Genomic DNA, 23,621 nt, shown 5'->3' with positions numbered 1-23,621 from the left:
CCTACGACACTCCCCGCACCGTCGGTGCCGCCGCCTTCCAGCGGTCGGCCCAGTCGCCGATCGGCTCGACGCCCACCTTGCGCAACCGGTCGTGGCCCAGCACGGAGTAAGCCGGCCGCGGGGCCGGAAGCTGGTACGCGGCGCTCGTCGTCGGGTCTACCGGCGTCGTCAGCCCGGCTGCTGCCACCACCTCGCGGGCGAAGCCGCACCAGGTCACCTGGCCGGAGGACGTCCCGTGGTAGATCTCGCCCGGAGCATGGGCCGTCACGAGTCGTTCGATCAGGTCCGCCAGGTCCGCGGTCCAGGTGGGCTGGCCCGTCTGGTCGTCGACGACGCTGAGGCGGTCCCGCTCCCCCGCGACGCGGGCGATGGTCTTCGGGAAGCACTTCCCGCCCGCGCCGTACAGCCAGGCGGTGCGGACCACTATCGCGTCCGGCGCGTGGGCCCGGACGGCCCACTCACCGGCGACCTTGGTCCGCCCGTAGGCGGAGCGCGGCCGCACCGGCGCGTCCTCCGCATAGGGCTGGGTCGCACCGCCGTCGAACACATAGTCCGTGGACACGTGGACCAGCCGTGCGCCCGACGCCGCCGCGGCGCGGGCCACGTTTGCGGCACCCGTCGCGTTGATCGCGAAGGCATCGGCCTCGTGGGTCTCGGCGTCGTCGACGGCGGTCCAGCCCGCACAGTTGACGACGACGTCGTAGCCTGCGACCGCGTCGAGCACCGCTGAGGCGTCGGTGATGTCGACGTCGGCGCGGCGCAGCCCGGTCACCTCGTGCCCCGCGGCCGCCGCGACGGCCACCATGTCCTGGCCGAGCATCCCGGCAGCGCCGAGAACCACCCACCGCTGCTTCGTGCTGAGTCCGCTGGTCACCCTAGGATCCTAGCCAGGGTCTGCGGGCCGTCGACGAACCACGCAAGGAGCTTCATGGAGTACCGCGAGCTGGCCGTGCCCGGCGCGTTCGAGATCACCCCCCGCCAGTTCGGCGACCCCCGCGGCCTCTTCCTGGAGGCCTTCAAGGCAGGCCCGTTCGCTGACGCCGTCGGGCACTCGTTCGACCTGGCGCAGGTCAACACCTCGGTCTCCGCCGCCGGGGTGCTGCGCGGCATCCACTTCGCGGACGTCCCGCCCAGCCAAGCCAAGTACGTGATGTGCGCCAAGGGTGCAGTACTGGACGTGGTCGTCGACATCCGCGTGGGCTCACCCACCTTCGGCACGTGGGACGCCGTCCTCCTGGACGACGTCGACCGCCGCGCCATCTACCTGCCCGAGGGCCTGGGCCACGCGTTCATGTCCCTGGAGGACGGCTCCACCGTCCTGTACCTCTGCTCCACGGGCTACGCCCCGGGCCGCGAGCACGGCATCCACCCCCTCGACCCGGCCCTGGCCATCGAGTGGCCAACCACCGCCCGCGACGGCGCGCCCCTGACCCCGCTCCTGTCAGAGAAGGACGAGGCCGCCCCCACCCTCGCCGAGGCCCAGCTACAAGGCCTGCTCCCAACCATGGAAGCAGTTACCGCCTACCTAGCGACCAGACGCTGACCTACTGTCCCGAGGCCGCGTACTTGGCCTCGGTCGCCGCCTTCGCCGGGCGCCACCATTCTTCGTTCCGGCGGTACCAGTCGACCGTCGCCGCCAGCCCCTCCCGGAAGTCGGTGTACCGGGGCGCCCACCCCAGCTCGTCGCGCAGCCGCGAGGCGTCGATCGCGTAGCGCAGGTCGTGTCCCGGCCGGTCGGTCACGTGGTCGAAGTCGCCGGCGTCCCGCCCGAAGATCTCCAGCAGGGTCCGCACCACATCGAGGTTGCTCGTCTCGCCGTCGGCCCCGATCAGGTAGGTCTCCCCGACCGCACCCTTCTCGATGATGGTCCAGACGGCGGAGTTGTGGTCCTCGACGTGGATCCAGTCGCGCACGTTCAGGCCTGCCCCGTAGAGGCGGGGGCGCACGCCGTCGATCAGGTTGGTGACCTGGCGCGGGATGAACTTCTCGATGTGCTGGTACGGCCCGTAGTTGTTGGAGCAGTTCGAGATGGTGGCCTGCACCCCGAAGGACCGCACCCAGGCCCGGACCAGCAGGTCGGAGCCCGCCTTCGTCGACGAGTACGGCGACGACGGGTTGTACGGGGTCTCGGCAGTGAACTTCTCCGCGGTGCCCAGCGGCAGGTCCCCGTAGACCTCGTCGGTAGAGATGTGGTGGAACCGCACCCCGTGCTTGCGCACCGCCTCCAGCAGCGTGAAGGTGCCCACGAGGTTGGTCTGCACAAACGGCGACGGGTCGTTCAGCGAGTTGTCGTTGTGCGACTCCGCCGCGAAGTGCACCACCAGGTCGGCCTGAGCCACGAGCCGGTCCACGAGCGGCCCGTCGGTGATCGAGCCCTCGACGAGCTCCACCCGGTCTGCGACAGCGTCGAGCGAGGAGCGGTCACCCGCGTAGGTCAGGGCGTCGAGCACGGTCACCTGCGCCTCGGGGCGCTCGCGCACCGTCTGGTGCACAAAGTTCGCGCCGATGAAACCGGCGCCGCCGGTGACCAGGACCTGCATGGCTGTCTCCTTGGGTAGGGCTCGCGGCGGGTAGGGCTCGGGCGTCAGTCGCGGCCGTAGATGTCGCGCGTGTAGACCTTCTCGGCGACGTCGTCCAGCGCCTGGGTGCGACGGTTGGCGATGATGACGTCGGCCCGCGACTTGAGCTCGTCCAGGTCCCGTACCACCTCGGAGTGGTAGAACTCGTCCTCGTCCAGGGTGGGCTCGTAGACGATGACCTCGACGCCCTTGGCCTTGATGCGCTTCATGATGCCCTGGATGCTGGAGGCCCGGAAGTTGTCCGACCCGGCCTTCATCACGAGCCGGTAGACGCCCACGGTCTTCGGGTTGCGGCGCAGGATGTCGGCGGCCACGAAGTCCTTGCGGGTGGTGTTCGCCTCCACCACCGCGTTGATCAGGTTCTGCGGCACGTCGGCGTAGTTGGCCAGCAGCTGCTTGGTGTCCTTGGGCAGGCAGTAGCCGCCGTAGCCGAAGGACGGGTTGTTGTAGTGCGACCCGATCCGCGGGTCCAGGCCCACACCCTCGATGATCTGCGCCGGGTCCAGGGCGTGCGTCACCGCGTAGGTGTCCAGCTCGTTGAAGTAGGCGACCCGCAGCGCGAGGTATGTGTTGGCGAACAGCTTGATGGCCTCGGCCTCGGTCGGACCGGTCAGCAGCACCGGCACGTCCTTGGCCAGCGCACCCTCCAGCAGCAGGTCGGCGAACAGCTTGCCCCGCCCCGACCGGTCGCCCACCACGATCCGCGACGGGTACAGGTTGTCGTACAGCGCCCGGCCCTCGCGCAGGAACTCCGGGGAGAAGACGATCGCGGCACCCGGGTACTCCTCGCGGATCCGCTCGGTGAACCCCACCGGGACGGTCGACTTGATGACGATCAGCGCCTCCGGCTCCCGCGCGAGGACGTCCTCGACCACCGACTCCACCGAGGAGGTGTCGAAGAAGTTCGCCACCTCGTCGTAGTTGGTGGGCGTCGCCACGACCACCACACCCGCACCCGCGTACGCCGTGTCCTTGTCCAGAGTCGCCGTCAGGTTCAGCTCCTTGCCGGCGAGGTACTCCTCCAGCTCCGGGTCCGCGATCGGCGAGACCCGGTCGTTGACCTGTGCCACCTTGACCGGGTCCACCTCCAGCGCCCACACCTCGTGATGCTGCGCCAGCAGGACCGCATTGGACAGACCGACGTAACCCGTGCCGACAACAGCGATCTTCACGACGGACTCCAGAGAAGGAAGGGACCGATGACTGATCAATGCTAGAGCGCCGCAGGTGGCCGTTCGCTGACCCTTCGGTGACGGTTCGGCCTCAGCAACCGTGACGCACACCACACCGGCACCCCGCGGCCCCGGAGGTTAGGCTTACCTCACCATGTCGCAGACCACGAACGCACCCACTGGAAAGCCCCGCAAGGGGGTCCGCACGACGGCTACCGTGACCGCGGTCCGGAACCTGACGCCGCACATGATCCGGGTGACGATCGGCGGCGAGTCGCTGGCCGACGTCGACCCCACGCCGCAGACGGACCGTTACATCAAGCTCGTCATGGCCGAGTCCCCCGAGCCCGAGGGCCGCCCGGTGCTCCGCACCTACACGATCCGGAACGTCGCCGAGACGAGCTGGGACATCGACATCGTCACGCACGGCGACGAGGGTTACGGCGGCCCCTGGGCCAAGCGGGTCCAGCCGGGCGAAGAGGTCTCCTTCGTGGGCCCGGGCGGCGACTACGCCCCGTCCGACGACGCCCCCTGGCACCTCATGGCCGGCGACGAGTCCGCCCTGCCGGCCATCGCGGCGGCGTGCGAGGCCCTGCCCGACGGCGCAGTGGCCCACGTCTTCATCGAGGTCGCCGACGCGTCGGAGGAGCAGCCGATCAACAGCGCCGCGGACCTCCACCTCACGTGGGTGCACCGGTCCACCGGGGCGAGCGTGGCCGACGTCGTACAGGCCGCGGAGCTGCCCGACGGCGTGCCGCACACCTTCCTGCACGGCGAGGCGGGCTGCGTCCGGGACCTGCGCCGCTGGGCGCGCGGGACGCTCGGTGTGCCGCGCGACCTGCTGTCGGCGTCGGGCTACTGGCGGCTCGGCCGCGACGACGAGCGCTGGCGTGCCGAGAAGGCCGACTGGCGTGCCGCGGTGGAGCAGGACGACCTGGTCCTCAGCGCGCACTGAGCTCGTTACACCTGCGGCGCCGGCACGCGCAACGGTTAGAAGACCGCCTCGCTGCTGGCATCACATCCAAGACGCGCCGACAGGCGCGCGCCCGATTCCCGGAACCGACAGCACAGCCGCTTGCCGCAACATGACACGTTCAGGCGGCGCTCCACCACTTAGGTGGATTCAGATCGTCGCAGCCTGGCTCACTGCATGGTTGCAACTGTGACGGGATTGTAACTGGCATCGAACACTGCCAGGCTCCGGTTGCGCGACTGACTGTTACCCTTAAGGTAACAACCATGGTCGACGTGCAGTATCCGAACAGGCGGCTCGAGAAGCTCTTCAAGTCTGAGCAGGCACTCGTGCGCGCGTACGGCCGCGAGCTGGCAACGAAGATCGGCATGCGGCTCGTCGAATTGGAAACAGCGAGTGTCATGTCCGAGGTCCTTGATGGCCCAGGACGATGGGAGCAGCTTGTGAGCGACCGATCAAAGTGGTCCGCAAGACTCAACCGGAACTACCGCCTGATCGTCAGCGCTGCCACGCATGACGCAGAGTCGGCCATGGTCGTCGACGTTGAGGACTACCACTGAGGGGAGTGGATGATGACGATGCAGCGCGACTATGCAGTTGCCACGGGCGAATTCATCGCCGAATGGCTCGAGGATAATGACATGAGTGCTGCGGAACTTTCCAGGCGGCTTGGGGTGTCTCGGAAGCACGTGAGCGAGCTACTGAGCGGTAAGGTAGGACTCTCTCACGACAGCGCACTAGGCCTTGAGAGTGTCACAGGTGTGCCCGCACGTCGGTGGAACCAGATCGAGGCCCTCTACCAAGAAGATCGAGCACGACTAAACGCCGAGTCGGTTCTACGCGCACAATACGAGCGGGCTACGAAGTTTCCACTCGCTTACTTGCGAAAATGGGGCCTTATCACCGCTACGGCACATGACAAAGCAGAGCTTGTCCGCCAACTTTCTACCTTCTTCGGTGTTGCCGATCTTGATGCCTGGTATTCGACATGGTCCTCTGGAGCCGTCGCATACCGAAAGGTCGCAGTCAGGAGCGCCTGCCCGGAGTCACTGTCGACCTGGCTAGCGATCGGTGAGCAGCGGGTTGAGATCCTGGAGCTCCCGCCCCATAATCACGAAGAACTCAGGAGCGCCATCCCTTACCTGCGAGCCCTGACGCGAGAAGACCCAAACACTTACATCTCGAGAGCGCGCGATATTCTAAGCCGCGCCGGAGTCGCATTTGTGATCGTCCCACCCATTCCAGGACTGGGCGTGTTTGGGGCGACGCGCTGGATACACAGCCGACCACTCGTTCAACTCTCTCTGCGCGGAAAGACAGACGATCAACTCTGGTTCACGCTGTTCCATGAACTGGGTCACGTCCTGCTACATCCGCACAACGGCCTATACCTCGCGGTCGAGAGAGACGTGCTCGAGAGAGAGGCCGATACGTTTGCGGCTGAATCGTTGATACCGACTGAGTACGAAGATTTGTTGCCGCGTGGGCGCAATAAAGGAGCAATCAAGAAGCTCGCCGAACAACTGGGTGTTTCACCGGGCATTGTTCTTGCCCGCGCCCAACGACTCACCGACGACTACGCATGGGGTCACGACCTCAAGGTGCACTTTGAATTTGAAGGCTGAGTGGGAAACTCTGCTGCGCGGCGATGAACCTCAGTCACGAAATTGCTAGATCGTCGAGCACCGCGAACCAGTGCTTCGCCGTCGTGTCGTCGTAGGGCGGCTCGCCGGCGCGCACCGCGGCGAGCAGGGCGTCGGCATCCGCACGGACGCGTGCGACGACGTCGGGCGGGTAGCCGTACCGCGCGGTGTGCTCCGCGAACTCGTCCTCGTCGTCGATGAACGACTCGCCCCGGGTCCTGGCCCGCTCGGTGCCCGGCTCGTAGGCCAGCACGTCGAGGTCCATGTCGACGGCCGTCACCTCGAACACGGGGCCGGCGTCGGGCGTCCCGGCGTCGGGCATTGCACGCCACTGCGGAACCGTGGTGAGGTCGATGTACAGGCGGGCACCCCGCGGGTGGTCCCGGTAGATGTCGGCGACCCAGCCGACATCGCCGAAGACCAGGAGCCCGGGACTCTTCGTGCGGTACTCGCGACCCGGCCTGCTGAAGTGCGTGCCGGGCCGGTAGCCGAGCCACACGCCGTGCTCGTCCGTGCCTAGATAGACGGCGTCGAACCGCCAGTGCGGGGTGCCGTCCCACTTGCTCATCCGGCTGCCGACGAGCGTGCCCGGCTCGGTGGGCAGCACCGGCGAAAAGTCCTGGTCAGCAGGTTGTTGCGCAGACATGTCCGGGAGCCTACCGAGACGTCGTCGGGGCGTAACCCAGGGGCACTACGCTCTGGCCACCGTCGACCCCACAAGGAGCCTTCATGTCCCCTGCAAGCCGCCGTCTCGCCGCGTCCGGTGAGACTGCGCACCCGGTCCCGACTGCTGACGAGATGATCGCCGAGGCGCTGCTCACCGCCGCCGCGGATCCCCTCCACAACCCGCACTCCGACCGGCCCGCGCCGGTACCCGACGCGAGACCCCTGCCGACGCCCGACCAGGAGACCTGGGCGTCCGCCAAGGAAGCGAACCGTCAGCCGCGTCAGGTGTGGTCCGCTCCGGACCGCGCCGCGGACCGCCCGTTCCAGGAACGACCCGAGCCGCTCTCCAGCGACGCCGTGCTCACCGCCGCCCTCCGCCGCGGCCTCCCCATCGACGAGGCGGTCACCACGTCCGTCCGCGCCGCGCGCACCCTCGACACCGCACAGTGGCGGTCGCTGTGCCACTCGCTGATGGCGCATCCCGAGACGCGCCGCGCCGGGGTCGCGGGAGCCGCCCTGATCGCGCAGCGCGTGGGCCTGCGTGAGCTCGCGTGGGACCTGCTGCGGCAGCTCGGGCCCGACGACGCCGCCCGCCTCGCCCCCGCCGAGTACCTCCGGGCGGGCATCGCCATGGCCGACCCTGGTGTCACCCGCACGGCTGCCACGTGGGTTCGGCACGGGTTCGTTCCCGACGCCGCGGTGCTGCTCGAGCTCGCGAAGCTCCTGTTCATCGCCGACGAGCCCGAGTCGGCGGCCGAGGCGCTCGACGCCGCGCGGCACGACACCGGCCTGACCGAAGAGGTCCGGGCATCGATCGACCACCTGGCCCCCTGGATCGACAAGGCGCTGCGACCCGCCGCACCCGCGCACGTGCCGACGGGGCACGTGTCGTTCGCCGTGATCGACTACAAGGCGCCGGACGAGAACGTGTCGTCCAGCAACATCGGCGACACGGTGCAGACCATCGCGAGCCTGGGCCACCTGCTGCGCCACGAGGGCCTGCGCCTGCACGGCGACGACGCCGTCACCGAGCCCGTGCGGTTCCTCGCCGGCCGGGTGCGGCCCGAGCACGTGGTGCCCGGGCCGGGCGCCGACGTGAACCTGACGCTCGTGCAGCGCGACATGTCGCGCCTGGACGCCGTGCCCGAGAACACGTGGATGCTCGCGTTCGGCTGGTACATGCACAGCCAGTTCGACCTGCGGTTCGACTTCCCGTTCCACAAGAACCTGCTGCCGCTGTTCGTCTCGTTCCACGTCAACAAGCACGCCATCCTGACGCCGACTGCGGTGGACTACCTCCGGGCGCACGGCCCCATCGGGTGCCGCGACTGGACCACCGTGCACCTGCTGCTCAACGCGGGTGTCCCGGCGTTCTTCAGCGGCTGCCTCACCACCACTATCGACACGGTCTTCCCTGCGGACTTCGCGTCCCCGCCGACCGGGGCTCCGGCCGTGTACGTGGACACGCCGGTCCCCGAGCACGACACCCGCGGCGAGCTGGTCACCCACCTGCACCCCTCCGTACGCCGGCACAGCCTGGGCCAGAACCTGCACACCGCGGTCGAGCTGCTCGACGCCTACCGGTCCCGGTTCGCCCGGGTGGTCACGTCGCGCCTGCACGCTTTCCTGCCCTCATGGGCCATCGGCGCCAACGTCGACTTCCGCCCCCGGAACGACGCCGACATCCGGTTCTCCGGCCTGCTCGACGCCGACGAGGCGGACCGGCGCGCCATGCAGCACCGGATCCGCGCCGTCGTGGCGCCCGCGATGGCCAAGATCCTCGCCGGGGCCTCCCGCGACGAGGTCTACGCCACCTGGGCCGCCACGGTGGCCGACGAGGTGGAGCGGGCGCGGGCGGTGCACAGCGCGCCGGTGCCGGCGCCGTCGGGCAGCTGCGATGTCTCCGACGTCGTGGCCGGCGTGCGCGCCACGCGCGTCCTGGTGGGGGCCGCCGAGCCGCGCACCGGGCCTGCCGCGGCGCGCGGCGTGCTCAACATCGCCGTCGCGCTCGACGGGAACCTGCGCGCCCAGATGGAGGTGGTGGTAGCCGGCGTGGTGCGGCACACCGACCGCCCGGTGCGGGTGGTGGCGCTCACGCGCGACCACGGCCCCGCGGACCACGAGCGGCTCGCGGGGCTGTTCCCGGAGGTCACGTTCGAGTGGTACGCCTGCGACGGGATCGACTACGGGGCGGTGCTCGGCATGCTCAAGCACATCACGGTCGCCACGATGGACCGCCTGCTGCTGCCCGAGCTGCTGCCGCACCTCGACCGCGTGCTCTACCACGACCTGGACGCGCTGTCCGTGGTGGACCTGGCCGACCTGTACGACACGGACCTTGGCGGGGCGCCGCTGGCGGCCCGGCCGTCGATCTCCTACAACTACCGGCACGGCATCGGGAACGTGATCCGGTCCACCCGGCTGCTGGGGCACCAGCCCGGCGCCGCGCGGGACCTGGTGCGCGCCATGACGCAGCGGCACCGCTACGGGTACCAGGGCTTCAACGCGGGCATCTTGCTGCTCGACCTGGCGGTCATGCGGGCCGACGGGTTCACGCACGAGTACGTGCCGTACGCCGAGCGGTACGGGCTGAACGACCAGGACGTGCTGAACGCCTACGCCGGGTCGCGCTACCGCGTCCTGGACTCCCGGTGGAACGCGTGGCCCACGCAGGAGATCGTCGCCGAGCCCGGGCTGATCCACTGGGCCGGACCGGTCAAGCCGTGGCACGACGACCGGTACATCCTCCTGAAGGAGCACTGGACGGCCGCGGAAACCTGGCTCTCGACCCGCCGCTAGCCCGTTGAGTGCTGGCTATCTGTGGGGTTGGGCTGACGTCAGCCCACCCCACAGATAGCCAGCACTCAACGAGTCAGTAGGTGTCGGTCGAGGCGGGGGCGACTGCGCCCGCTTCGAAGCCGGCCAGGACCCCGGCCGTGCTCGACAGGCCCAGGCGGGTGGCGCCCGCCTCGATCATCGCGAGCGCGGTGTCGAGGTCGCGGATCCCGCCGGAGGCCTTGACGCCCAGCCTGCCGCCGCCCGCGGCGCCGACGGTCCGGGCCATGAGCGAGACGGCGTGCACCGAGGCGCCGCCGGCCGGGTGGAAACCCGTGGACGTCTTCACGAAGTCCGCGCCGGCGGCCTCGGCCGCCTTGCACGCGCCCACGATCTGCTCGTCGGTCAGCGCCGCCGACTCGATGATCACCTTCAGGATCCGGTCGGCCGGGACCGCGGCGCGGACGGCCGCGATGTCGGTCTGCACAGCGTCGAACCGGCCGGACCGCGCGGTGCCGACGTCGATCACCATGTCGACCTCGTCCGCGTCGTCCGCGACGGAACGGGCCGCCTCGAAGGCCTTGACGTCACTCAGGTGCTTGCCCGACGGGAACCCGCACACCGTCGCGACGGCAAGCCGCCCGGCCGCGACCTCGACCGCGAGCGACACGAACGGCGGCGAGACGCACACCGAGAACACCCCGAGTGCCGCCCCCTCCTCGACGAGCGTGGCGACGTCGGCGGCCGTCACCTCCGGCTTGAGCAGCGTGTGGTCCACAAAGGCGGCGAGCGCCTTTGCATCATTCGGCGTTCCGGTCATAGCAGGGCACCTTCAACTTTCTGGAATCCGGGCAGGAGCACCTGCTCCACGAGGTCGCGCCGCTCGTCGTGGTGCATGAACGCACCCCAGGCGGCGGTGACGGTCACGTCGACGAGGTCGTCCAGCGTCCAGCCGGCCTCGTCGACGAGCAGCTTCATCTCGTGCGTCATCGACGTGCGAGACATCAGGCGGTTGTCCGTGTTGAGCGTGACCGCGAAGTCCAGCTCCTTGAGGCGGGTGATCGGGTGCTTGGCTATCGACTCGGCGATGCCGGTCTGCAGGTTCGACACGGGGCACAGCTCGAGCGGGATCTGGTGGTCGCGCACCCAGTGCGCGAGGCGGCCCAGGTCCGCCGCTCCGCCGCGGCCGTCGTCCGACAGGCCGCCCTCGGCGGGGTCGCCGTCGGGCACGAAGGCGATGTCCTCGATGATCCGGGCGCCGTGGCCGAGGCGGTCGGCCTGCCCCAGGTGCACCGCCTGGGCGATGGAGTCGAGGCCGGCGGCCTCGCCGGCGTGGATGGTGGTCGGCATGTCGTACTCGGCGAGGTAGCGCCAGACCTCGCGGTGGCGCGACGGCGGGAACCCTGCCTCGGGGCCTGCGAGGTCGAACCCGACGACGCCGCGGTCCCGGTATTCGACGGCGAGCTCCGCGAGCTCGAGCCACTGGTCCGTGTGCCGCAGGGCGGTGACGAGCTGGCCTACCCGGATGAGGTGGCCGTCCGCTGCTGCGGCGGCGATGCCGTCGTCGATCCCGGCCTGGACCGCCTCGAGGGTCTCGGCGAGCGACAGCCCGCCGGCCAGGTGCTGCTCCGGCGCCCAGCGCTGCTCGGCGTACACGACGCCGTCGGCTGCAAGGTCCAGCACGGCCTCGCGGGCGACGCGGGCCAGGTTGTCGGACGTCTGCATGACGGCGATGGTGTGCTCGAAGGTCTCCAGGTACCGGACCAGCGTGCCGGAGTCGGCGGCGTCACGGAACCAGGTGGCCAGGGACTCGGCGTCGCCGGCGGGCAGCTTGTGCCCCGCGGCGTCCGCGAGCTCGAGGACGGTCTGCGGCCGTAGGCCCCCGTCGAGGTGGTCGTGCAGTACTACCTTGGGCAGGGCGCGTAGCAGCGCCTCACCGGGGCGCGCCCCGGGGTCTTGCGTGGTCATGCTGACAACCTACCGCCAGCCACCGACAGCCGGCCGTCGGGCAGCAGCACCCACGCCACGTGCGGCCAGCCGCCCAGCGCTGCCGTCAGCGCCTTGCGCACCCGGGCGGCCGTGCGGTCGCCGGTGGACTGCGCCGTGTCCGTGCCGGGGGACGACGCCGGGGGCGGGTCCAGCAGCGCCGCCACAGGCACGGTGTGCAGGCCCGCGCCCGACGGCTCGTACAGGACCGCGTTGCCCTCGGCCCCCTCGCCGTCGGCCAGGGTGAGCAGCACCACGTGGCGCGGGACCGCGGAGTCCCAGCCGCTCGTGACGTCACCACCCGTGTACAGGGGCACCGGGATGCCCGCGCGGGCCGCGGTGATCGCCGCCTCCAGCAGCGCGCGCGAACCCGCCACCCGGTGGGTGTAGCGCACGCCGCCGTAGCTCGCGAACCGCGCGGCGCCCCACGGCGGCGTGCCGTAGGTGCGCGGCCACCGGGCCACGACCAGCCCGCGCCGGTTGGTCACGGCCTGGACGGCGTGCTGCAGCTGCGCGAACCGGCGCGCCGGGTCGGCGCTGGCGAGCCGCAGGGCCGCCCGGGGGTCCCCGGCCAGGCCGAGCATGGCGAGCACCGCGGACCCGCAGGTGGTCTCGTCCACCTGGACGGCGGCCGCCGCCGTTCCGTCGAGCGACGGCAGGTTCAGCCGCCGCGGGAACCCGACGGTCCCGGTGCCACGCTCGCGGGCCAGGGGGTCCAGCACGGACCGCCGGGCGCGCGACGTCACGGGTTCGAGCTGCCGTTCGACCTGCTCGGGCACCGCCGGGCGCTCGAACCGGCCCGCCGGCGGTGGAGCGGGCACCGGCCCGGCAAAGGCACGCACGGCGCCGAGCAAGGACGAAAGGCGCAATGTCGACTCCACGTTCGCCAGGCTAAGCCGCGGCGGAGCGACTCGCCGATCCGCCACGCTGGGCGGCGCGGGTGACCGCGTCTGCGCAGGTCAGTCGATGCGCTCCAGCACAACGGGCCGGTCGAGCACCAGACCCGCACCGGTCAGGGCGCCCGCGCCCCCGTCGATGCTCGCCAGCACCCCCGCGGCACTGGTCAGGAAGCCCTCCAGGACCTGCTCCGCGCTCTCGTGATGCACCGCCCAGCCGCCGTCGAGGGCCTCGCGGGCCCGCTCGAACCGCTCCGGGGTGTCGGTGTGCAGCGTCATCACCGGGTCGCCTGCGGCCACTCGCTCCCCCGGTTTCACGTGGATCTCGATGCCGGCCGCGGCCTGCACCGAGTCCTCCTTGCGCACCCGGCCCGCGCCGAGCCGGTGCACGGCCACCCCGACGGCGTAAGCGTCGAGCGAGGTGAGCACCCCGGCCCGCGGCGCGACGATGGTCTCGGTCTCCTTCGCGACCGGCAACGGCGCGTCGACGTCGCCGCCCTGCGCCGTGATCATGGCCCGCCACTTGTCCATCGCCCGGCCGTCGGCCAGGGCCTCACGCACGTCCGCCTCGGAGGTGGGGCGGTCGGCCGCGGCGAGCATCTCCATGGCGAGCGCCACGGTCAGGTCGATGACGTCGACCGGCCCGCCACCGGCGAGCACCTCCAGGGACTCGCGCACCTCCAGGGCGTTGCCCGCGGTCAGGCCGAGCGGCACCGACATGTCGGTGAGCAGCGCGACGGTGCGCACCCCGGCGTCCGTCCCGAGGTCCACCATGGTGCGGGCGAGCTCGCGCGCACTGTCCAGGTCCTTCATGAACGCGCCGGAGCCGACCTTCACGTCGAGCACCAGGGCGCCGGTGCCCTCGGCGATCTTCTTCGACATGATCGAGCTGGCGATGAGCGGGATCGCCTCGACGGTGCCGGTGACGTCCCGCAGGGCGTACAGCTTGCGGTCGGCGGGGGCCAGCCCCGTGCCGGCGGCGCAGATCACCGCGCCCACGGACTCGAGCTGGGCCATCATCTCGTCGTTGGTGAGCGAGGCCCGCCAGCCCGGGATGGCCTCCAGCTTGTCGAGCGTGCCGCCCGTGTGCCCCAGGCCGCGGCCCGAGAGCTGCGGCACGGCGACGTCGAACACCGCCACGAGGGGCGCGAGCGGCAGGGTGATCTTGTCGCCCACACCACCGGTGGAGTGCTTGTCCGCCGTCGGCCGGGAGAGACCGGAGAACGAGAGGCGCTCCCCGGACGCGATCATCGCGCTGGTCCAGCGCGAGATCTCGGCGCGGGACATGCCGTTCAGCAGGATCGCCATGGTCATGGCGGACATCTGCTCGTCGGCCACCACACCACGGGTGTAGGCGTCCACGAGCCAGTCGATCTGCGTGTCGGCCAGCGCGCCCTTGTCGCGCTTGACCCGGATCAGCTCGACGGCGTCGAACGGCTCGGTCATTGATTTGCCTCTCGCACGTGGTCCAGGTCGCCCGGCCCGAAGGCCTGCGGCAGCACCTCTGTCATCGATTGGACACCCTGCGGGGTGTCCACCAGCAGCCCGGGTCCGCCGTGCTCCCACAGGAGCTGGCGGCACCGGCCGCACGGCATGATCGTCTCGCCGAGCGAGTTCACGCAGGAGAAGGCGGCGAGCCGCCCGCCCCCCGACATCACCAGCGCGCTGACCAGGGAGCACTCCGCGCAGAGCGTCACGCCGTACGCGGCGTTCTCGACGTTCGCGCCGGTGAGCAGGCGCCCGTCGTCGGCGAAGGCCGCCGCCCCCACCCGGAAACCCGAGTACGGGGCGTACGCCTTGTCGACGGCGTCCCGGGCCGCGGCCCGCAGGCCTGCCCAGTCCACGTCGCCCGCCGGTCCAGCCGGATCAACAAGGTCCACAGAGCCCATCCTCAACCCTTGATGTACGGCTCGCCCGACGCGGCCGGGGGACGCGAGCGTCCCACAAGACCCGCGACGGCGAGCAGGGTGACGACGTACGGCACCATGAGCATGAACTGGCTCGGCACGGGCGAGCCCACCACCGACAGGACGTTCTGCAGGTTGGAGGCGAATCCGAACAGCAGGCCCGCGAACGCGGACCGCACGGGGTCCCACTTGCCGAAGATCACGGCGGCCAGCGCGATGTAGCCCGCGCCGCCCGTCATGTTCTCGCCGAACTGGCTCAGGTTCACGGTGGTGTAGAAAGCACCCCCGAGCCCGGCCACGGCGCCCGCGACGAGCACCGCGTTGTACCGCGTGCGCACCACGTTGATACCGACGGTGTCCGCGGCCTTCGGGTGCTCGCCCACGGCCCGCAGCCGCAGGCCCCAGCGCGTCCGGTTCAGCGCGTACCAGACGGCGGGCACCGCGAGGAACATCAGGTAGATGAGGAGCGGCTGGCGGAACAGGACCGGGCCGAGCACCGGGATGTCCGACAGGAGCGGGATCGGGATCGCCGAGAACCGAGTGGTGGAGTTCAGCTGCTCCGCACCGGGCACGAGCACCTGCGAGTACAGGAAGCTCGTCAGCCCCACGACGAGCACGTTGAGCACCACACCCACGATCACCTGGTTCACGTGGTACGTGATGGCGAACAGGCCGAGCACCAGCGCCACGAGGGCGCCCGCGAGGACCGCCGCGACCAGCCCGGCGACCGGGCTGTTCGTGATCGACGAGACGATGGCCGCGGTGAACGCGGCGCCGAGCAGCTGTGCCTCGATCGCGATGTTGACGACGCCCGCGCGCTCGCCGATCACGCCGCCCAGCGCGCCGTAGACGAACGGCACGGACCACAGCACGGCGCCGCCGACCAGGCCGACTATCGACAGGTCGCGGGGGCTGCCGGCGCCGGCCCAGGCCAGGAAGCCGATCAGGCCGGCGAGGGCGAACAGCGCCACCGGCCACAGCGGCGTCCTGCTCCCCCGGGCCGTGCGCACAATCGCGAACGCCGTCACCGCGAGCATGACGGCTCCGGACACCCAGGCCAGCGCTGCCGAGGGCAGCACGATCACCGGGATCTGGAAGAAGTCGCTGCGCTGCGACAGCAGGAACCGCGTGTCGCCCGAGCGCGGGACCGCAACAAGCAGCAGCGCGTATAGCACCGTCACGGCGAGCAGCACACCCGCCGTCTTCCACGACACGAGCGTCACCGTGCGCGCCGTCTCCGACAGCGGGACGTCAAGCTGGGTGGTCTTGTGGTCGGCGCTCACGCGGCCGCCTCCTTCCGGGTCGCCTTGGTGTTCTTCGAGGCCCGACGCCGGCTCGGGTCCGGCAGCCGGAAGATCGCCCGCACCAACGGCGGCGCCGCGATGAAGAGCACGATCAGGGACTGGACCACGAGCACTATGTCGCTGGGCACGCCCTCGGCGGCCTGCATGGTGGACCCGCCGGCCTTGAACGCGCCGAACAGGATGCCCGCCGCGAGCACACCCCACGGGTTGGAGCCGCCGAGCAGGGCGACGGTGATGGCGTCGAACCCGATGCCCGCGTCGATGTCGGAGCCGAACCCGGTGGTGACCCCGCCCAGCACCTGCGACGCACCAGCCAGGCCGACGAGCCCGCCGGCCACGAGCATCGAGCTCACCGTCGCGCGGCCGGTGTCGATGCCGGCCACACGCGCGGCGCTCGGGTTCTCCCCGACTGCGCGGAACGAGAAGCCCGCCGACGACCGGTTGAGCAGCCACCACACGCCGACGACGGCGAGCAGCGACAGGACAAAGCCCCAGGTCAGGTTGAACTGGTCACCCAGCAGGCTGGGCAGCTGCGCCGACTGCGGCGTCGGCGGCGTCGTCGGGTTGGACGACCCGGGCGCCTGCAGCAGCCCGGGTGTCGCCAGGAGATAGGCGATCAGATAGAACGCCACGTAGTTGAGCATGATCGTGACGATCACCTCGTGCGCTCCGGTGCGGGCCTTGAGGAGCCCGGCAAGCCCGGCCCAGAGCGCGCCCGCCGCGATGCCCGCCACCAGCGCCATCAGCAGGTGCAGCGGGAACGGCACGCCGCTGACACCGAAGCCCACCCAGCCTGCCGCGGCGGCCGCCACGAGCATCTGCCCCTGGCCGCCGATGTTGAACAGCCCGGCCCGGAACGCGAGCGCCACGCCGAGGCCCGCCGCGATGAGCGGCGTCGCGTAGCTGAGCGTCTCGGTGAGCGGCCGGATCGCGGTGACGAAGTCCGGCGCCTGCAGGTTCACCACCGAGCCGCGGAACAGCGCCGAGTACGCGCCGCCGATCGCCTGGCCCAGCGCGACGAAGGTGTCGCCGGGTCGAGCGAAGAAGTACGTCGAGGCGGCCTGCACCCCCTCGTTCGTGAAGGCGATCATGATCGAGCCCGCCACGACGGCCAGCAGCACGGCGCCCACGGACACGGTCCAGGGGCTGCTCATCGTCTGCTGCAACGCCTTGGCCAGGCGGCTCTCGGTGTCTTCGGCGCTCACGCGACGTCCTCCTTCGCGTCCTCAGGCGAGATCCCCGCCATCATCAGGCCCAGCACGTCGCGCGGGGTGTCCGCGGGCACGATGCCCACGACCGTGCCGCGATACATCACCATGATCCGGTCGGCCAGCGCCACGGCCTCGTCCAGCTCGGTGGAGACCACCACCACGGGGACGCCGGCGTCGCGCGTGGCGACGATCCGCTTGTGGATGAACTCGATGGAGCCCACGTCCACGCCGCGCGTCGGCTGCGCGGCGACGAACAGGCGCAGGTCGCGCGACAGCTCGCGCGCGAGCACCACCTTCTGCTGGTTACCGCCGGACAGGCGCCCCACCGGGGTGGTGATGCCCTGCGTGCGGACGTCGAACTCGGCGACCTTCTCGCCCGCGAACTGGTCGCGGTAGGCGAGCTGCAGGGCGCCCCGCTTCACGAACGGCGGCCCGTCGGAGCGGTCGAGCATGAGGTTCTCGGCGACGGTGAACTCCCCGATCAAGCCGTCCAGGTTGCGGTCCTCGGGCACGAAGCCCACACCCGCGTCGAGGATCTGCCGCACGGACCGGCCCGCCAGCTCCTTGCCGTCGAGCGTGATGCTCCCTGACACGTCGCCCTGCAGCCCGATGAGGGCCTCGGTGAGCTCGGTCTGCCCGTTGCCCTGCACCCCCGCGATGACGAGCACCTCGCCGCCGCGCACCTCGAAGCTGACGTCGTCCACCACTACCGTGCCGGACTCGCTGGTGACGACCAGGTCGGTCACCTTCAGGCCGTTGTCGTGCAGGGTGGGCGCTTCCTTGTGCACGGTCAGCTCCACGGAGCGGCCCACCATCAGCGAGGCGAGCTCGCTGTCCGACGCCGTCGGGCTGGCCTCGCCCACCACCTTGCCGTGCCGGATCACCGTGATGCGGTCCGCCACCTCGCGCACCTCGCGCAGCTTGTGGGTGATGAACACGATCGCAGCGCCCTCGTCGCGCAGCTGGCGCATGATCGCCATCAGCTCGTCGGTCTCCTGCGGGGTGAGCACCGCCGTCGGCTCGTCGAAGACCAGCACGTCGGCGTTCCGGGAGAGCGCCTTGATGATCTCGACACGCTGCTGCACACCCACCGGCAGGTCCTCCACCAGGGCGTCCGGGTCCACGTGAAACCCGAACCGTGCGGAGATCTCGCGCACCTGCGCGCGGGCCGCCTCCAGGTCCAGGCGTCCGCCGCCCCGGGTCTGCTCGTGGCCGAGCATCACGTTCTCCGCGACGGTAAAGACGGGTACGAGCATGAAGTGCTGGTGCACCATGCCGATGCCCGCGCCCATCGCGTCGCCGGGGCCGGAGAAGCTCTGGACGACGTCGTCCAGCAGGATCTCACCCTCGTCGGCGTCGTACAGGCCGTAGAGCACGTTCATCAGGGTGGACTTGCCAGCCCCGTTCTCGCCCAGGAGCGAGTGGACCTCGCCTGGCTGAACCACCAGGTCGATGTGGTCGTTCGCGACGAGCGCGCCGAAGCGCTTCGTGATGCCGCGCAGCTCGAGCCGCATGGATGTCCTTCCCGATATGGGTCCTGCCTCATAACAGGTCCCGGGGCGCACGGCCTGTGCCGTGCCCCCCGGGACCATCTTGCGTCAATTCTCGGTCATCAACCGAACGGCCTCGACAGCCGTTCGGCTCGCCAGGCTACTCGGCGAGGTACGACTGCACCTCGACGTCGCCCGCGATGATCTGCTCCTTGAGCGCCTGGACCTCGGTCCAGAGGCCCGGGTCGACCCGGTCCTCGAAGTTGTGCAGCGGAGCGAGGTCCACCCCACCGTTCTCAAGGGTGCCGACGTAGGGCGTCGGGTCGAACTCGTCGTTGCCCGCTGCGACCACTGCCTCCTGCGTGGAGACGTCCATCCCCTTGAGGATGGAGGTCAGCACGATGTCCTGCGTGGTCGGGTCCGACTCGTAGAAGTCGGCGTCCACGCCGATCAGGGCGACGTCCTCGCCCGAGTCCGCGATCGCGTCGACGGCGGACTGGTAGATGGGGCCGCCCACCGGCAGGATCACGTCGACGCCCTGGTCCAGAACGTTCTGCGCGGTCTGCTTCGCCTCCGGGTTGGCCTCGAAGCCACCGGTGAACGAGCCCTCCTCGCCGTCCCAGCCCACCAGCTCGACCTCGGTGCCGTTGGTCTCGTTGTAGTACTCGATGCCCTGCAGGAAGCCGTCCATGAAGATGGTCACGGTCGGGAAGTCCATGCCACCGAACGTGCCGACCCGGCCGGCCTCCGAGTAGCCCGCGGCGAGGTAGCCCGCGAGGAACGCGCCCTGCGCCGTGTCGTACAGCAGGGGCTTGATGTTCTCGGCGTCGGCCTGGCCGTCGAAGTCGGCGTCCGCGGCGTCGTCGATGATGATGTAGTCGATGTCCGGGTTGGCCGTCGCCGACTCGATGGTCGCGGCCGACAGCGCGAAGCCGACGGTGACGATGGCGTTGCAGTCCTCGGCGACGAGGGAATCGATGTTGCCCTTGTAGTCGCTCGCGGACGCCGACTGGACGTCGGTCAGCTCGGTGCCGAGCTCGTCGGCGGCGGCAGTAGCGCCCTCGAAACCGAGCTGGTTGAAGCTCTTGTCGTCGAAGCCGCCGGCGTCCGACACGATGCAGGGCTTGAAGTCGCTGGCGGCACTCTCGCCACCGGTGGACTCTTCAGGGGCGGCGCCACACGCAGAGAGCGCGAGCACCGCTGCTCCCGCAAGGGCGGTGAGCCGAACAGCGTTCTTCACTGGTACTCCTTCAATGGTCCAGACGGGCCAGATCCAAACAGGTCTGGGGCCCTATACCGCACCGAGGGTAGCCAGCGCATCCCGCAAATCGCGTTTCGAGACGGTAACCGGAGTAAGTCGTTACCGAAGCGTCATCGACAGGAACATCTAGGGGTCAGCGCGCCGCAAACTGGGCAAGGGTCCGCACACCGACGCCGATCGCGCGCTCGTCGACCACAAGATCACCCTGATGCAGGTCGTAGGTACGGCCGCCGGGCGTCCGCACGCCGAGGCGAGCCATGGTGCCCGGCACCTTGCGGAGGTACCAGGCGAAGTCCTCGCCGCCCATCGACTGCTCGGTGAGCTGCACGGCGTCGGGGCCGACGGCGTCGCGGATCGCTGCCTCGAGGTCGCCCGTGGCCTCGGTCTCGTTCTCGACCGGCGGCACGCCGTGCGTCACCGTCACCGAGATGTCCACCTGGTAGGGGGCCACCACCTGCTCGACCGCCTCACGCACCAGCTCGCCGGCCTTCTCCCACGCGCGCACGTCGAGGCAGCGCAGCGTGCCCTTGACGATGCCGGTGGACGGGATCGCGTTGGGGGTCGAGCCGGCCTGGACGGCGCCCCAGGTCAGGTTCACGCCGGAGCGCGGGTCGAGCCGCCGGCCGAGCACCGCCGGGGTCTGCGTGATGACCTGGCCGAGCGCAAACACGACGTCGCCCGTCAGGTGCGGGCGGGAGGTGTGCCCGCCGTTCGACGAGACGGTCACGATCACCGAGTCGCTCGCCGACGTGATGGGCCCGATCCGGGTGCCGACCTGTCCGACGTCGAACTTCGGGTCGCAGTGCAGCGCCGCCATGCGGTCGACACCGTCGAGCTCCGAGGTCTTGTTGATGATGTCCTCAGCGCCGCCGGGGAAGACTTCCTCGGCGGGCTGGAAGAAGAGGCGGACGCCGCGGTGCAGCCGTCCTTCCTCCTGTAGCCGGGCAAGCACGAGGCCCGCGCCGAGCACAACCGTGGTGTGCACGTCGTGCCCGCAGGCGTGGGCCACGCCGGGCTGGGTCGAGGCGAACTCCACGCCGCTCGTCTCGTGCAGCGGGAGGGCGTCCAGGTCGGCACGCAGGCCGACCCGGCCCGCGCCGTCGATCCCGTGGTCCGGGCCGATGTCGCAGACCAGGCCCGAGCCGATCGGCAGCAGCCTCGGCTCCAGCCCCGCGGCCCGCAGGCGCTCGGCCACGAGCTGGGTGGTGCGTGTCTCCTTGCGGGACAGCTCGGGGTGGCTGTGCACGTCGCGACGGAACCTGATCAGCTCGGCGTCGAAGCCGTCCGTCAGCTCGCCCACGCGGGCGGCGAGGCCGGCGACGACCTCCGCCGCGTTCCCGCCGGGCACGTCTCCGACAGGCATCTGCTCGCTCGAAACGATCAGATCAAAGTCGGTGAGAGTTCCGGGCTGCTGGGTCGGGTTCACCACATCACGGTAGCGCTGTCCGCCCCGCGAGACACTGCCGGGGGTGAACCGTCCCACTGGATGAGATAACGGCTCGGCATCGGTTCAGAGGAGGTCTTCGCGGCCCCGCTCGCGCACGGCCGCCACCACGTCCTTCACCTGCTGCGCACGGGCGCGCGTGGTCACCAGCAGCGCATCGGGCGTGTCGACGACGACGACGTCGTCCAGCCCCAGCACCGTCACCAGCCGGCCTGACGCCGGGACCACCACCGAGCCGGCGCTGTCGATGCGGAGCACGTCGGCGGGATCCCCGAGCACCTTGGCGCCCTGCTCGTCGTCGGACGGCAGGAGCACGGCCAGCGAGTTGTAGTCCCCGACGTCGTCCCACCCGAACGTCCCGGGTACAACGGCGACGCCGCCCGCCGCGGCGACCGGCTCGGCCACCGCGTGGTCGATCGCGATCTTCTCCAGGCCCGGCCACACCTCCGCGAGCACCGCGGCGCGGCGCGGGGTGTCCCACGCGTCGGCGACGGTCCGCAGGCCGTCGTGCAGCTCGGGCCGCTGCTCGGCGAGGTGCCCCAGCAGCACGGAGGTGCGCGAGACGAACATGCCCGCGTTCCAGCGGTACTCGCCCGAGGCGAGGTAGGTCCGCGCGGTCGCCGCGTCGGGCTTCTCCGTGAACCCGCGCACGTGCAGCGTGTGCGGCGCCCCCTCGACCCCGAGCGGCTCGCCCGAGCGCACGTACCCGAACGCGGTCGACGGCCGCGACGCCGCGATCCCGACGGTCGTCACGTACCCGGCGCGCGCCGCGGCCACCGCCTCGCGCACCGCTAGCTGGAACGCGCGCGTCCCGTGGATCACGTGGTCCGCCGCGAAGGACCCGATGACGACGTCGCCGTGCCGCTTCTCCAGCACCGCGGCCGCCAGGCCGATCGCCGCCATGGACTCGCGCGGCGACGGCTCGGCGAGCACTGCGTCGTCGGACAGGTCTGGGAGCTGCGCGCGGCAGGCCGCCACGTGCCGCTCACCGGTGACCAGGACGATGCCGTCCGGCCCCGTCAGCGGACGCAGCCGGCGCTCGGTGGCCTGCAGCAGCGACATGCCCGATCCGACGAGGTCGTGCAGGAACTTGGGCTCCCCGCCGCGCGAGAGCGGCCAGAGCCGGGTGCCGGCCCCACCGGCCGGTACCACTGCGAAGAAGTCGTCGATCGGGGACGATGGGGCGGCGGCCGAAGTCATGCCCCGCAGGATGTCAGGGCAGGCGACGAGCGGCAACGCACGGGCATCCTGACGGGTGCCCGAATCCACGGCATCTCCCCTGTGGGATCAGTCACAAACGGCATGTCCTAGGGCCTGCGAGGGCTTCCGGGCGGCGGTTGTGGTGATCAGTTGTCATTACAGTGGGGACCAGCCACCCCCAGCCGGACAGCCATAGGAGGCTACCGAAAGTGCCCACCGCACCAGCAGGCACGTTGTACCGCGGCCGTGAAGGCATGTGGTCGTGGGTCGCGCACCGCGTGACCGGCGTGCTGATCTTCTTCTTCTTGCTCGTGCACGTGCTCGACACAGCGCTGGTGCGCGTGTCTCCCGAGGCGTACAACGCCGCGATCGGCACGTACCAGACCCCGATCATGGGGCTCGGCGAGGCCGGGCTCGTGGCCGCGATCGTCTTCCACGCCTTCAACGGCATCCGCATCATGCTGGTGGACTTCTGGGCCAAGGGCCCCAAGTACCAGAAGGTCATGCTGTGGGTAGTCGTCGGTCTCTTCGTCGTGACGATGGCGGGCTTCTTGCCGCGCCACCTCACCAACGTCTTCACCGGGGGTCACTGATGACACACGGAACCGCAGCGGTCGCGAAGCTCGACTCCCCGCGCTCCCCGTACGTGCGCCGCAAGACGACGCGCGGCAACTACGAGCTGTACTCCTGGGTCTTCATGCGCGCCTCCGGCGTCGTGCTGATCGTCCTCATCTTCGGCCACCTGTTCGTGAACCTGCTGGTCGGCGAGGGTGTACACGCCATCGACTTCGGCTTCGTGGCCGGCAAGTGGGCCAACCCGATGTGGCAGATCTGGGACCTGCTGATGCTGTGGCTCGCCATGATCCACGGCACCAACGGCGTGCGCACCATCATCAACGACTACGCCACCAGGGACCTGACGCGCGGCATCCTCAAGGGCCTGCTCCTCCTGGCGTTCACCGTGGTCGTGGTGCTCGGCACCCTGGTGATCTTCACGTTCGACCCGTGCCCGCCGGACGCTCCCGCTGAGCTGCTGGCCTCCTTCTGCACGGCCTAGCACGCATCAGCACGGCACAACCCCCAGCCCCACACTCCGAAACTCTTAGCAGGAGGC

At 70.3% G+C, this 23,621-nt stretch carries 22 protein-coding genes; 7 read left to right on the top strand and 15 right to left on the bottom strand.

The annotated features are described in order from the left end of the window. Window position 1: 1 nt before the first annotated feature. Window positions 2–874 carry a dTDP-4-dehydrorhamnose reductase gene (gene rfbD, locus AB1046_RS22285; RefSeq protein ID WP_369371466.1) on the bottom strand — a complete coding sequence of 291 codons (873 nt, stop codon included), beginning with the start codon at window positions 872–874 and terminating at the stop codon, window positions 2–4. 54 nt (window positions 875–928) lie between these two features. Between rfbD and rfbC the strand changes: the two genes are divergently transcribed. Continuing rightward, entirely contained in the window at window positions 929–1,543 is a 615-nt protein-coding gene (rfbC, locus tag AB1046_RS22280; protein ID WP_369371465.1) for a dTDP-4-dehydrorhamnose 3,5-epimerase, read from the top strand. 1 nt (window position 1,544) lies between these two features. Here the strand turns inward: rfbC and rfbB are convergent, their stop codons facing one another. Next, entirely contained in the window at window positions 1,545–2,540 is a 996-nt protein-coding gene (rfbB, locus tag AB1046_RS22275) for a dTDP-glucose 4,6-dehydratase (protein WP_369371464.1), read from the bottom strand. A 44-nt stretch (window positions 2,541–2,584) separates the two neighbouring features. Then, entirely contained in the window at window positions 2,585–3,751 is a 1,167-nt protein-coding gene (locus AB1046_RS22270; protein ID WP_369371463.1) for a nucleotide sugar dehydrogenase, read from the bottom strand. Window positions 3,752–3,905: 154 nt separating this feature from the next. Between AB1046_RS22270 and AB1046_RS22265 the strand changes: the two genes are divergently transcribed. The 3 genes from AB1046_RS22265 to AB1046_RS22255 all read left to right on the top strand — a co-directional run bounded on the left by AB1046_RS22265 (window position 3,906) and on the right by AB1046_RS22255 (window position 6,349). After that, window positions 3,906–4,706, top strand: a complete 801-nt coding sequence (locus tag AB1046_RS22265) for a siderophore-interacting protein (protein ID WP_369371462.1) — start codon at window positions 3,906–3,908, stop codon at window positions 4,704–4,706. Between the two features lie 284 nt (window positions 4,707–4,990). Continuing rightward, window positions 4,991–5,284 (top strand): type II toxin-antitoxin system RelE/ParE family toxin, encoded by a 294-nt coding sequence (locus AB1046_RS22260; RefSeq protein WP_369371461.1) that lies wholly within the window; start codon window positions 4,991–4,993, stop codon window positions 5,282–5,284. 12 nt (window positions 5,285–5,296) lie between these two features. Further along, window positions 5,297–6,349: an ImmA/IrrE family metallo-endopeptidase gene (locus AB1046_RS22255; RefSeq protein WP_369371460.1), complete on the top strand. Its 1,053-nt coding sequence runs from the start codon at window positions 5,297–5,299 to the stop codon at window positions 6,347–6,349. 34 nt (window positions 6,350–6,383) lie between these two features. Here the strand turns inward: AB1046_RS22255 and AB1046_RS22250 are convergent, their stop codons facing one another. Then, on the bottom strand, window positions 6,384–7,013 hold the full coding sequence (locus tag AB1046_RS22250) for a hypothetical protein (RefSeq protein ID WP_369371459.1): 630 nt from the start codon (window positions 7,011–7,013) through the stop codon (window positions 6,384–6,386). A gap of 83 nt (window positions 7,014–7,096) precedes the next feature. Between AB1046_RS22250 and AB1046_RS22245 the strand changes: the two genes are divergently transcribed. Then, window positions 7,097–9,832 carry a glycosyltransferase gene (locus AB1046_RS22245; protein ID WP_369371458.1) on the top strand — a complete coding sequence of 912 codons (2,736 nt, stop codon included), beginning with the start codon at window positions 7,097–7,099 and terminating at the stop codon, window positions 9,830–9,832. Window positions 9,833–9,905: 73 nt separating this feature from the next. Here AB1046_RS22245 and deoC read toward each other — a convergent pair whose 3' ends face one another. The 11 genes from deoC to AB1046_RS22190 all read right to left on the bottom strand — a co-directional run bounded on the left by deoC (window position 9,906) and on the right by AB1046_RS22190 (window position 22,507). After that, window positions 9,906–10,628 carry a deoxyribose-phosphate aldolase gene (gene deoC / locus AB1046_RS22240; RefSeq protein WP_369371457.1) on the bottom strand — a complete coding sequence of 241 codons (723 nt, stop codon included), beginning with the start codon at window positions 10,626–10,628 and terminating at the stop codon, window positions 9,906–9,908. Beyond that, window positions 10,625–11,776, bottom strand: coding sequence for an adenosine deaminase (locus AB1046_RS22235; protein ID WP_369371456.1), 1,152 nt, complete (start codon window positions 11,774–11,776; stop codon window positions 10,625–10,627). Before AB1046_RS22235 ends, deoC begins: the two co-directional genes overlap by 4 nt. Next, window positions 11,773–12,675, bottom strand: coding sequence for a hypothetical protein (locus tag AB1046_RS22230; RefSeq protein ID WP_369371455.1), 903 nt, complete (start codon window positions 12,673–12,675; stop codon window positions 11,773–11,775). Before AB1046_RS22230 ends, AB1046_RS22235 begins: the two co-directional genes overlap by 4 nt. A 78-nt stretch (window positions 12,676–12,753) precedes the next feature. Next, window positions 12,754–14,136 (bottom strand): thymidine phosphorylase, encoded by a 1,383-nt coding sequence (locus AB1046_RS22225; protein WP_369371454.1) that lies wholly within the window; start codon window positions 14,134–14,136, stop codon window positions 12,754–12,756. Next, window positions 14,133–14,579, bottom strand: a complete 447-nt coding sequence (locus AB1046_RS22220; RefSeq protein WP_369371453.1) for a cytidine deaminase — start codon at window positions 14,577–14,579, stop codon at window positions 14,133–14,135. The genes AB1046_RS22225 and AB1046_RS22220 overlap by 4 nt, the downstream gene beginning before the upstream one ends. Before the next feature lie 2 nt (window positions 14,580–14,581). Then, on the bottom strand, window positions 14,582–15,880 hold the full coding sequence (locus AB1046_RS22215; RefSeq protein ID WP_369371452.1) for an ABC transporter permease: 1,299 nt from the start codon (window positions 15,878–15,880) through the stop codon (window positions 14,582–14,584). Continuing rightward, on the bottom strand, window positions 15,877–17,055 hold the full coding sequence (locus AB1046_RS22210; RefSeq protein ID WP_369375807.1) for an ABC transporter permease: 1,179 nt from the start codon (window positions 17,053–17,055) through the stop codon (window positions 15,877–15,879). Before AB1046_RS22210 ends, AB1046_RS22215 begins: the two co-directional genes overlap by 4 nt. A 47-nt stretch (window positions 17,056–17,102) precedes the next feature. Then, window positions 17,103–18,626 carry an ABC transporter ATP-binding protein gene (locus AB1046_RS22205; protein ID WP_369371451.1) on the bottom strand — a complete coding sequence of 508 codons (1,524 nt, stop codon included), beginning with the start codon at window positions 18,624–18,626 and terminating at the stop codon, window positions 17,103–17,105. A 136-nt stretch (window positions 18,627–18,762) separates the two neighbouring features. Next, complete coding sequence (locus AB1046_RS22200; protein WP_369371450.1) at window positions 18,763–19,842, bottom strand: BMP family protein; 1,080 nt, start codon at window positions 19,840–19,842, stop codon at window positions 18,763–18,765. Between the two features lie 154 nt (window positions 19,843–19,996). Next, window positions 19,997–21,226: an amidohydrolase gene (locus AB1046_RS22195; protein ID WP_369375805.1), complete on the bottom strand. Its 1,230-nt coding sequence runs from the start codon at window positions 21,224–21,226 to the stop codon at window positions 19,997–19,999. Between the two features lie 147 nt (window positions 21,227–21,373). Next, window positions 21,374–22,507, bottom strand: a complete 1,134-nt coding sequence (locus tag AB1046_RS22190; protein WP_369371449.1) for a mannose-1-phosphate guanylyltransferase — start codon at window positions 22,505–22,507, stop codon at window positions 21,374–21,376. A gap of 209 nt (window positions 22,508–22,716) precedes the next feature. Here AB1046_RS22190 and sdhC point away from each other — a divergent pair, with 209 nt between their 5' ends. After that, window positions 22,717–23,100 (top strand): succinate dehydrogenase, cytochrome b556 subunit, encoded by a 384-nt coding sequence (gene sdhC, locus AB1046_RS22185; RefSeq protein ID WP_369371448.1) that lies wholly within the window; start codon window positions 22,717–22,719, stop codon window positions 23,098–23,100. Further along, window positions 23,100–23,564 (top strand): succinate dehydrogenase hydrophobic membrane anchor subunit, encoded by a 465-nt coding sequence (locus AB1046_RS22180; RefSeq protein ID WP_369371447.1) that lies wholly within the window; start codon window positions 23,100–23,102, stop codon window positions 23,562–23,564. Before sdhC ends, AB1046_RS22180 begins: the two co-directional genes overlap by 1 nt. Window positions 23,565–23,621: the final 57 nt, after the last annotated feature.

Origin of the sequence: Promicromonospora sp. Populi (assembly GCF_041081105.1) — a bacterium.
Taxonomy (GTDB): domain Bacteria; phylum Actinomycetota; class Actinomycetes; order Actinomycetales; family Cellulomonadaceae; genus Promicromonospora.
Note: the sequence above shows the minus strand (reverse complement) of the source record. Positions and strands in the feature narration are given on the sequence as shown.

Coding starts and splice junctions, on each gene's coding strand:
- rfbB (WP_369371464.1), bottom strand. CDS start 2,540: ATGCAGGTCCTGGTCACCGGCGGCGCCGGTTTCATCGGCGCGAACTTT.
- AB1046_RS22210 (WP_369375807.1), bottom strand. CDS start 17,055: ATGAGCAGCCCCTGGACCGTGTCCGTGGGCGCCGTGCTGCTGGCCGTC.
- AB1046_RS22190 (WP_369371449.1), bottom strand. CDS start 22,507: ATGACTTCGGCCGCCGCCCCATCGTCCCCGATCGACGACTTCTTCGCA.
- AB1046_RS22255 (WP_369371460.1), top strand. CDS start 5,297: ATGACGATGCAGCGCGACTATGCAGTTGCCACGGGCGAATTCATCGCC.
- AB1046_RS22235 (WP_369371456.1), bottom strand. CDS start 11,776: ATGACCACGCAAGACCCCGGGGCGCGCCCCGGTGAGGCGCTGCTACGC.
- AB1046_RS22245 (WP_369371458.1), top strand. CDS start 7,097: ATGTCCCCTGCAAGCCGCCGTCTCGCCGCGTCCGGTGAGACTGCGCAC.
- AB1046_RS22220 (WP_369371453.1), bottom strand. CDS start 14,579: ATGGGCTCTGTGGACCTTGTTGATCCGGCTGGACCGGCGGGCGACGTG.
- AB1046_RS22250 (WP_369371459.1), bottom strand. CDS start 7,013: ATGTCTGCGCAACAACCTGCTGACCAGGACTTTTCGCCGGTGCTGCCC.
- AB1046_RS22265 (WP_369371462.1), top strand. CDS start 3,906: ATGTCGCAGACCACGAACGCACCCACTGGAAAGCCCCGCAAGGGGGTC.
- deoC (WP_369371457.1), bottom strand. CDS start 10,628: ATGACCGGAACGCCGAATGATGCAAAGGCGCTCGCCGCCTTTGTGGAC.
- AB1046_RS22195 (WP_369375805.1), bottom strand. CDS start 21,226: ATGCCTGTCGGAGACGTGCCCGGCGGGAACGCGGCGGAGGTCGTCGCC.
- AB1046_RS22225 (WP_369371454.1), bottom strand. CDS start 14,136: ATGACCGAGCCGTTCGACGCCGTCGAGCTGATCCGGGTCAAGCGCGAC.
- rfbC (WP_369371465.1), top strand. CDS start 929: ATGGAGTACCGCGAGCTGGCCGTGCCCGGCGCGTTCGAGATCACCCCC.
- AB1046_RS22180 (WP_369371447.1), top strand. CDS start 23,100: ATGACACACGGAACCGCAGCGGTCGCGAAGCTCGACTCCCCGCGCTCC.
- AB1046_RS22260 (WP_369371461.1), top strand. CDS start 4,991: ATGGTCGACGTGCAGTATCCGAACAGGCGGCTCGAGAAGCTCTTCAAG.
- AB1046_RS22205 (WP_369371451.1), bottom strand. CDS start 18,626: ATGCGGCTCGAGCTGCGCGGCATCACGAAGCGCTTCGGCGCGCTCGTC.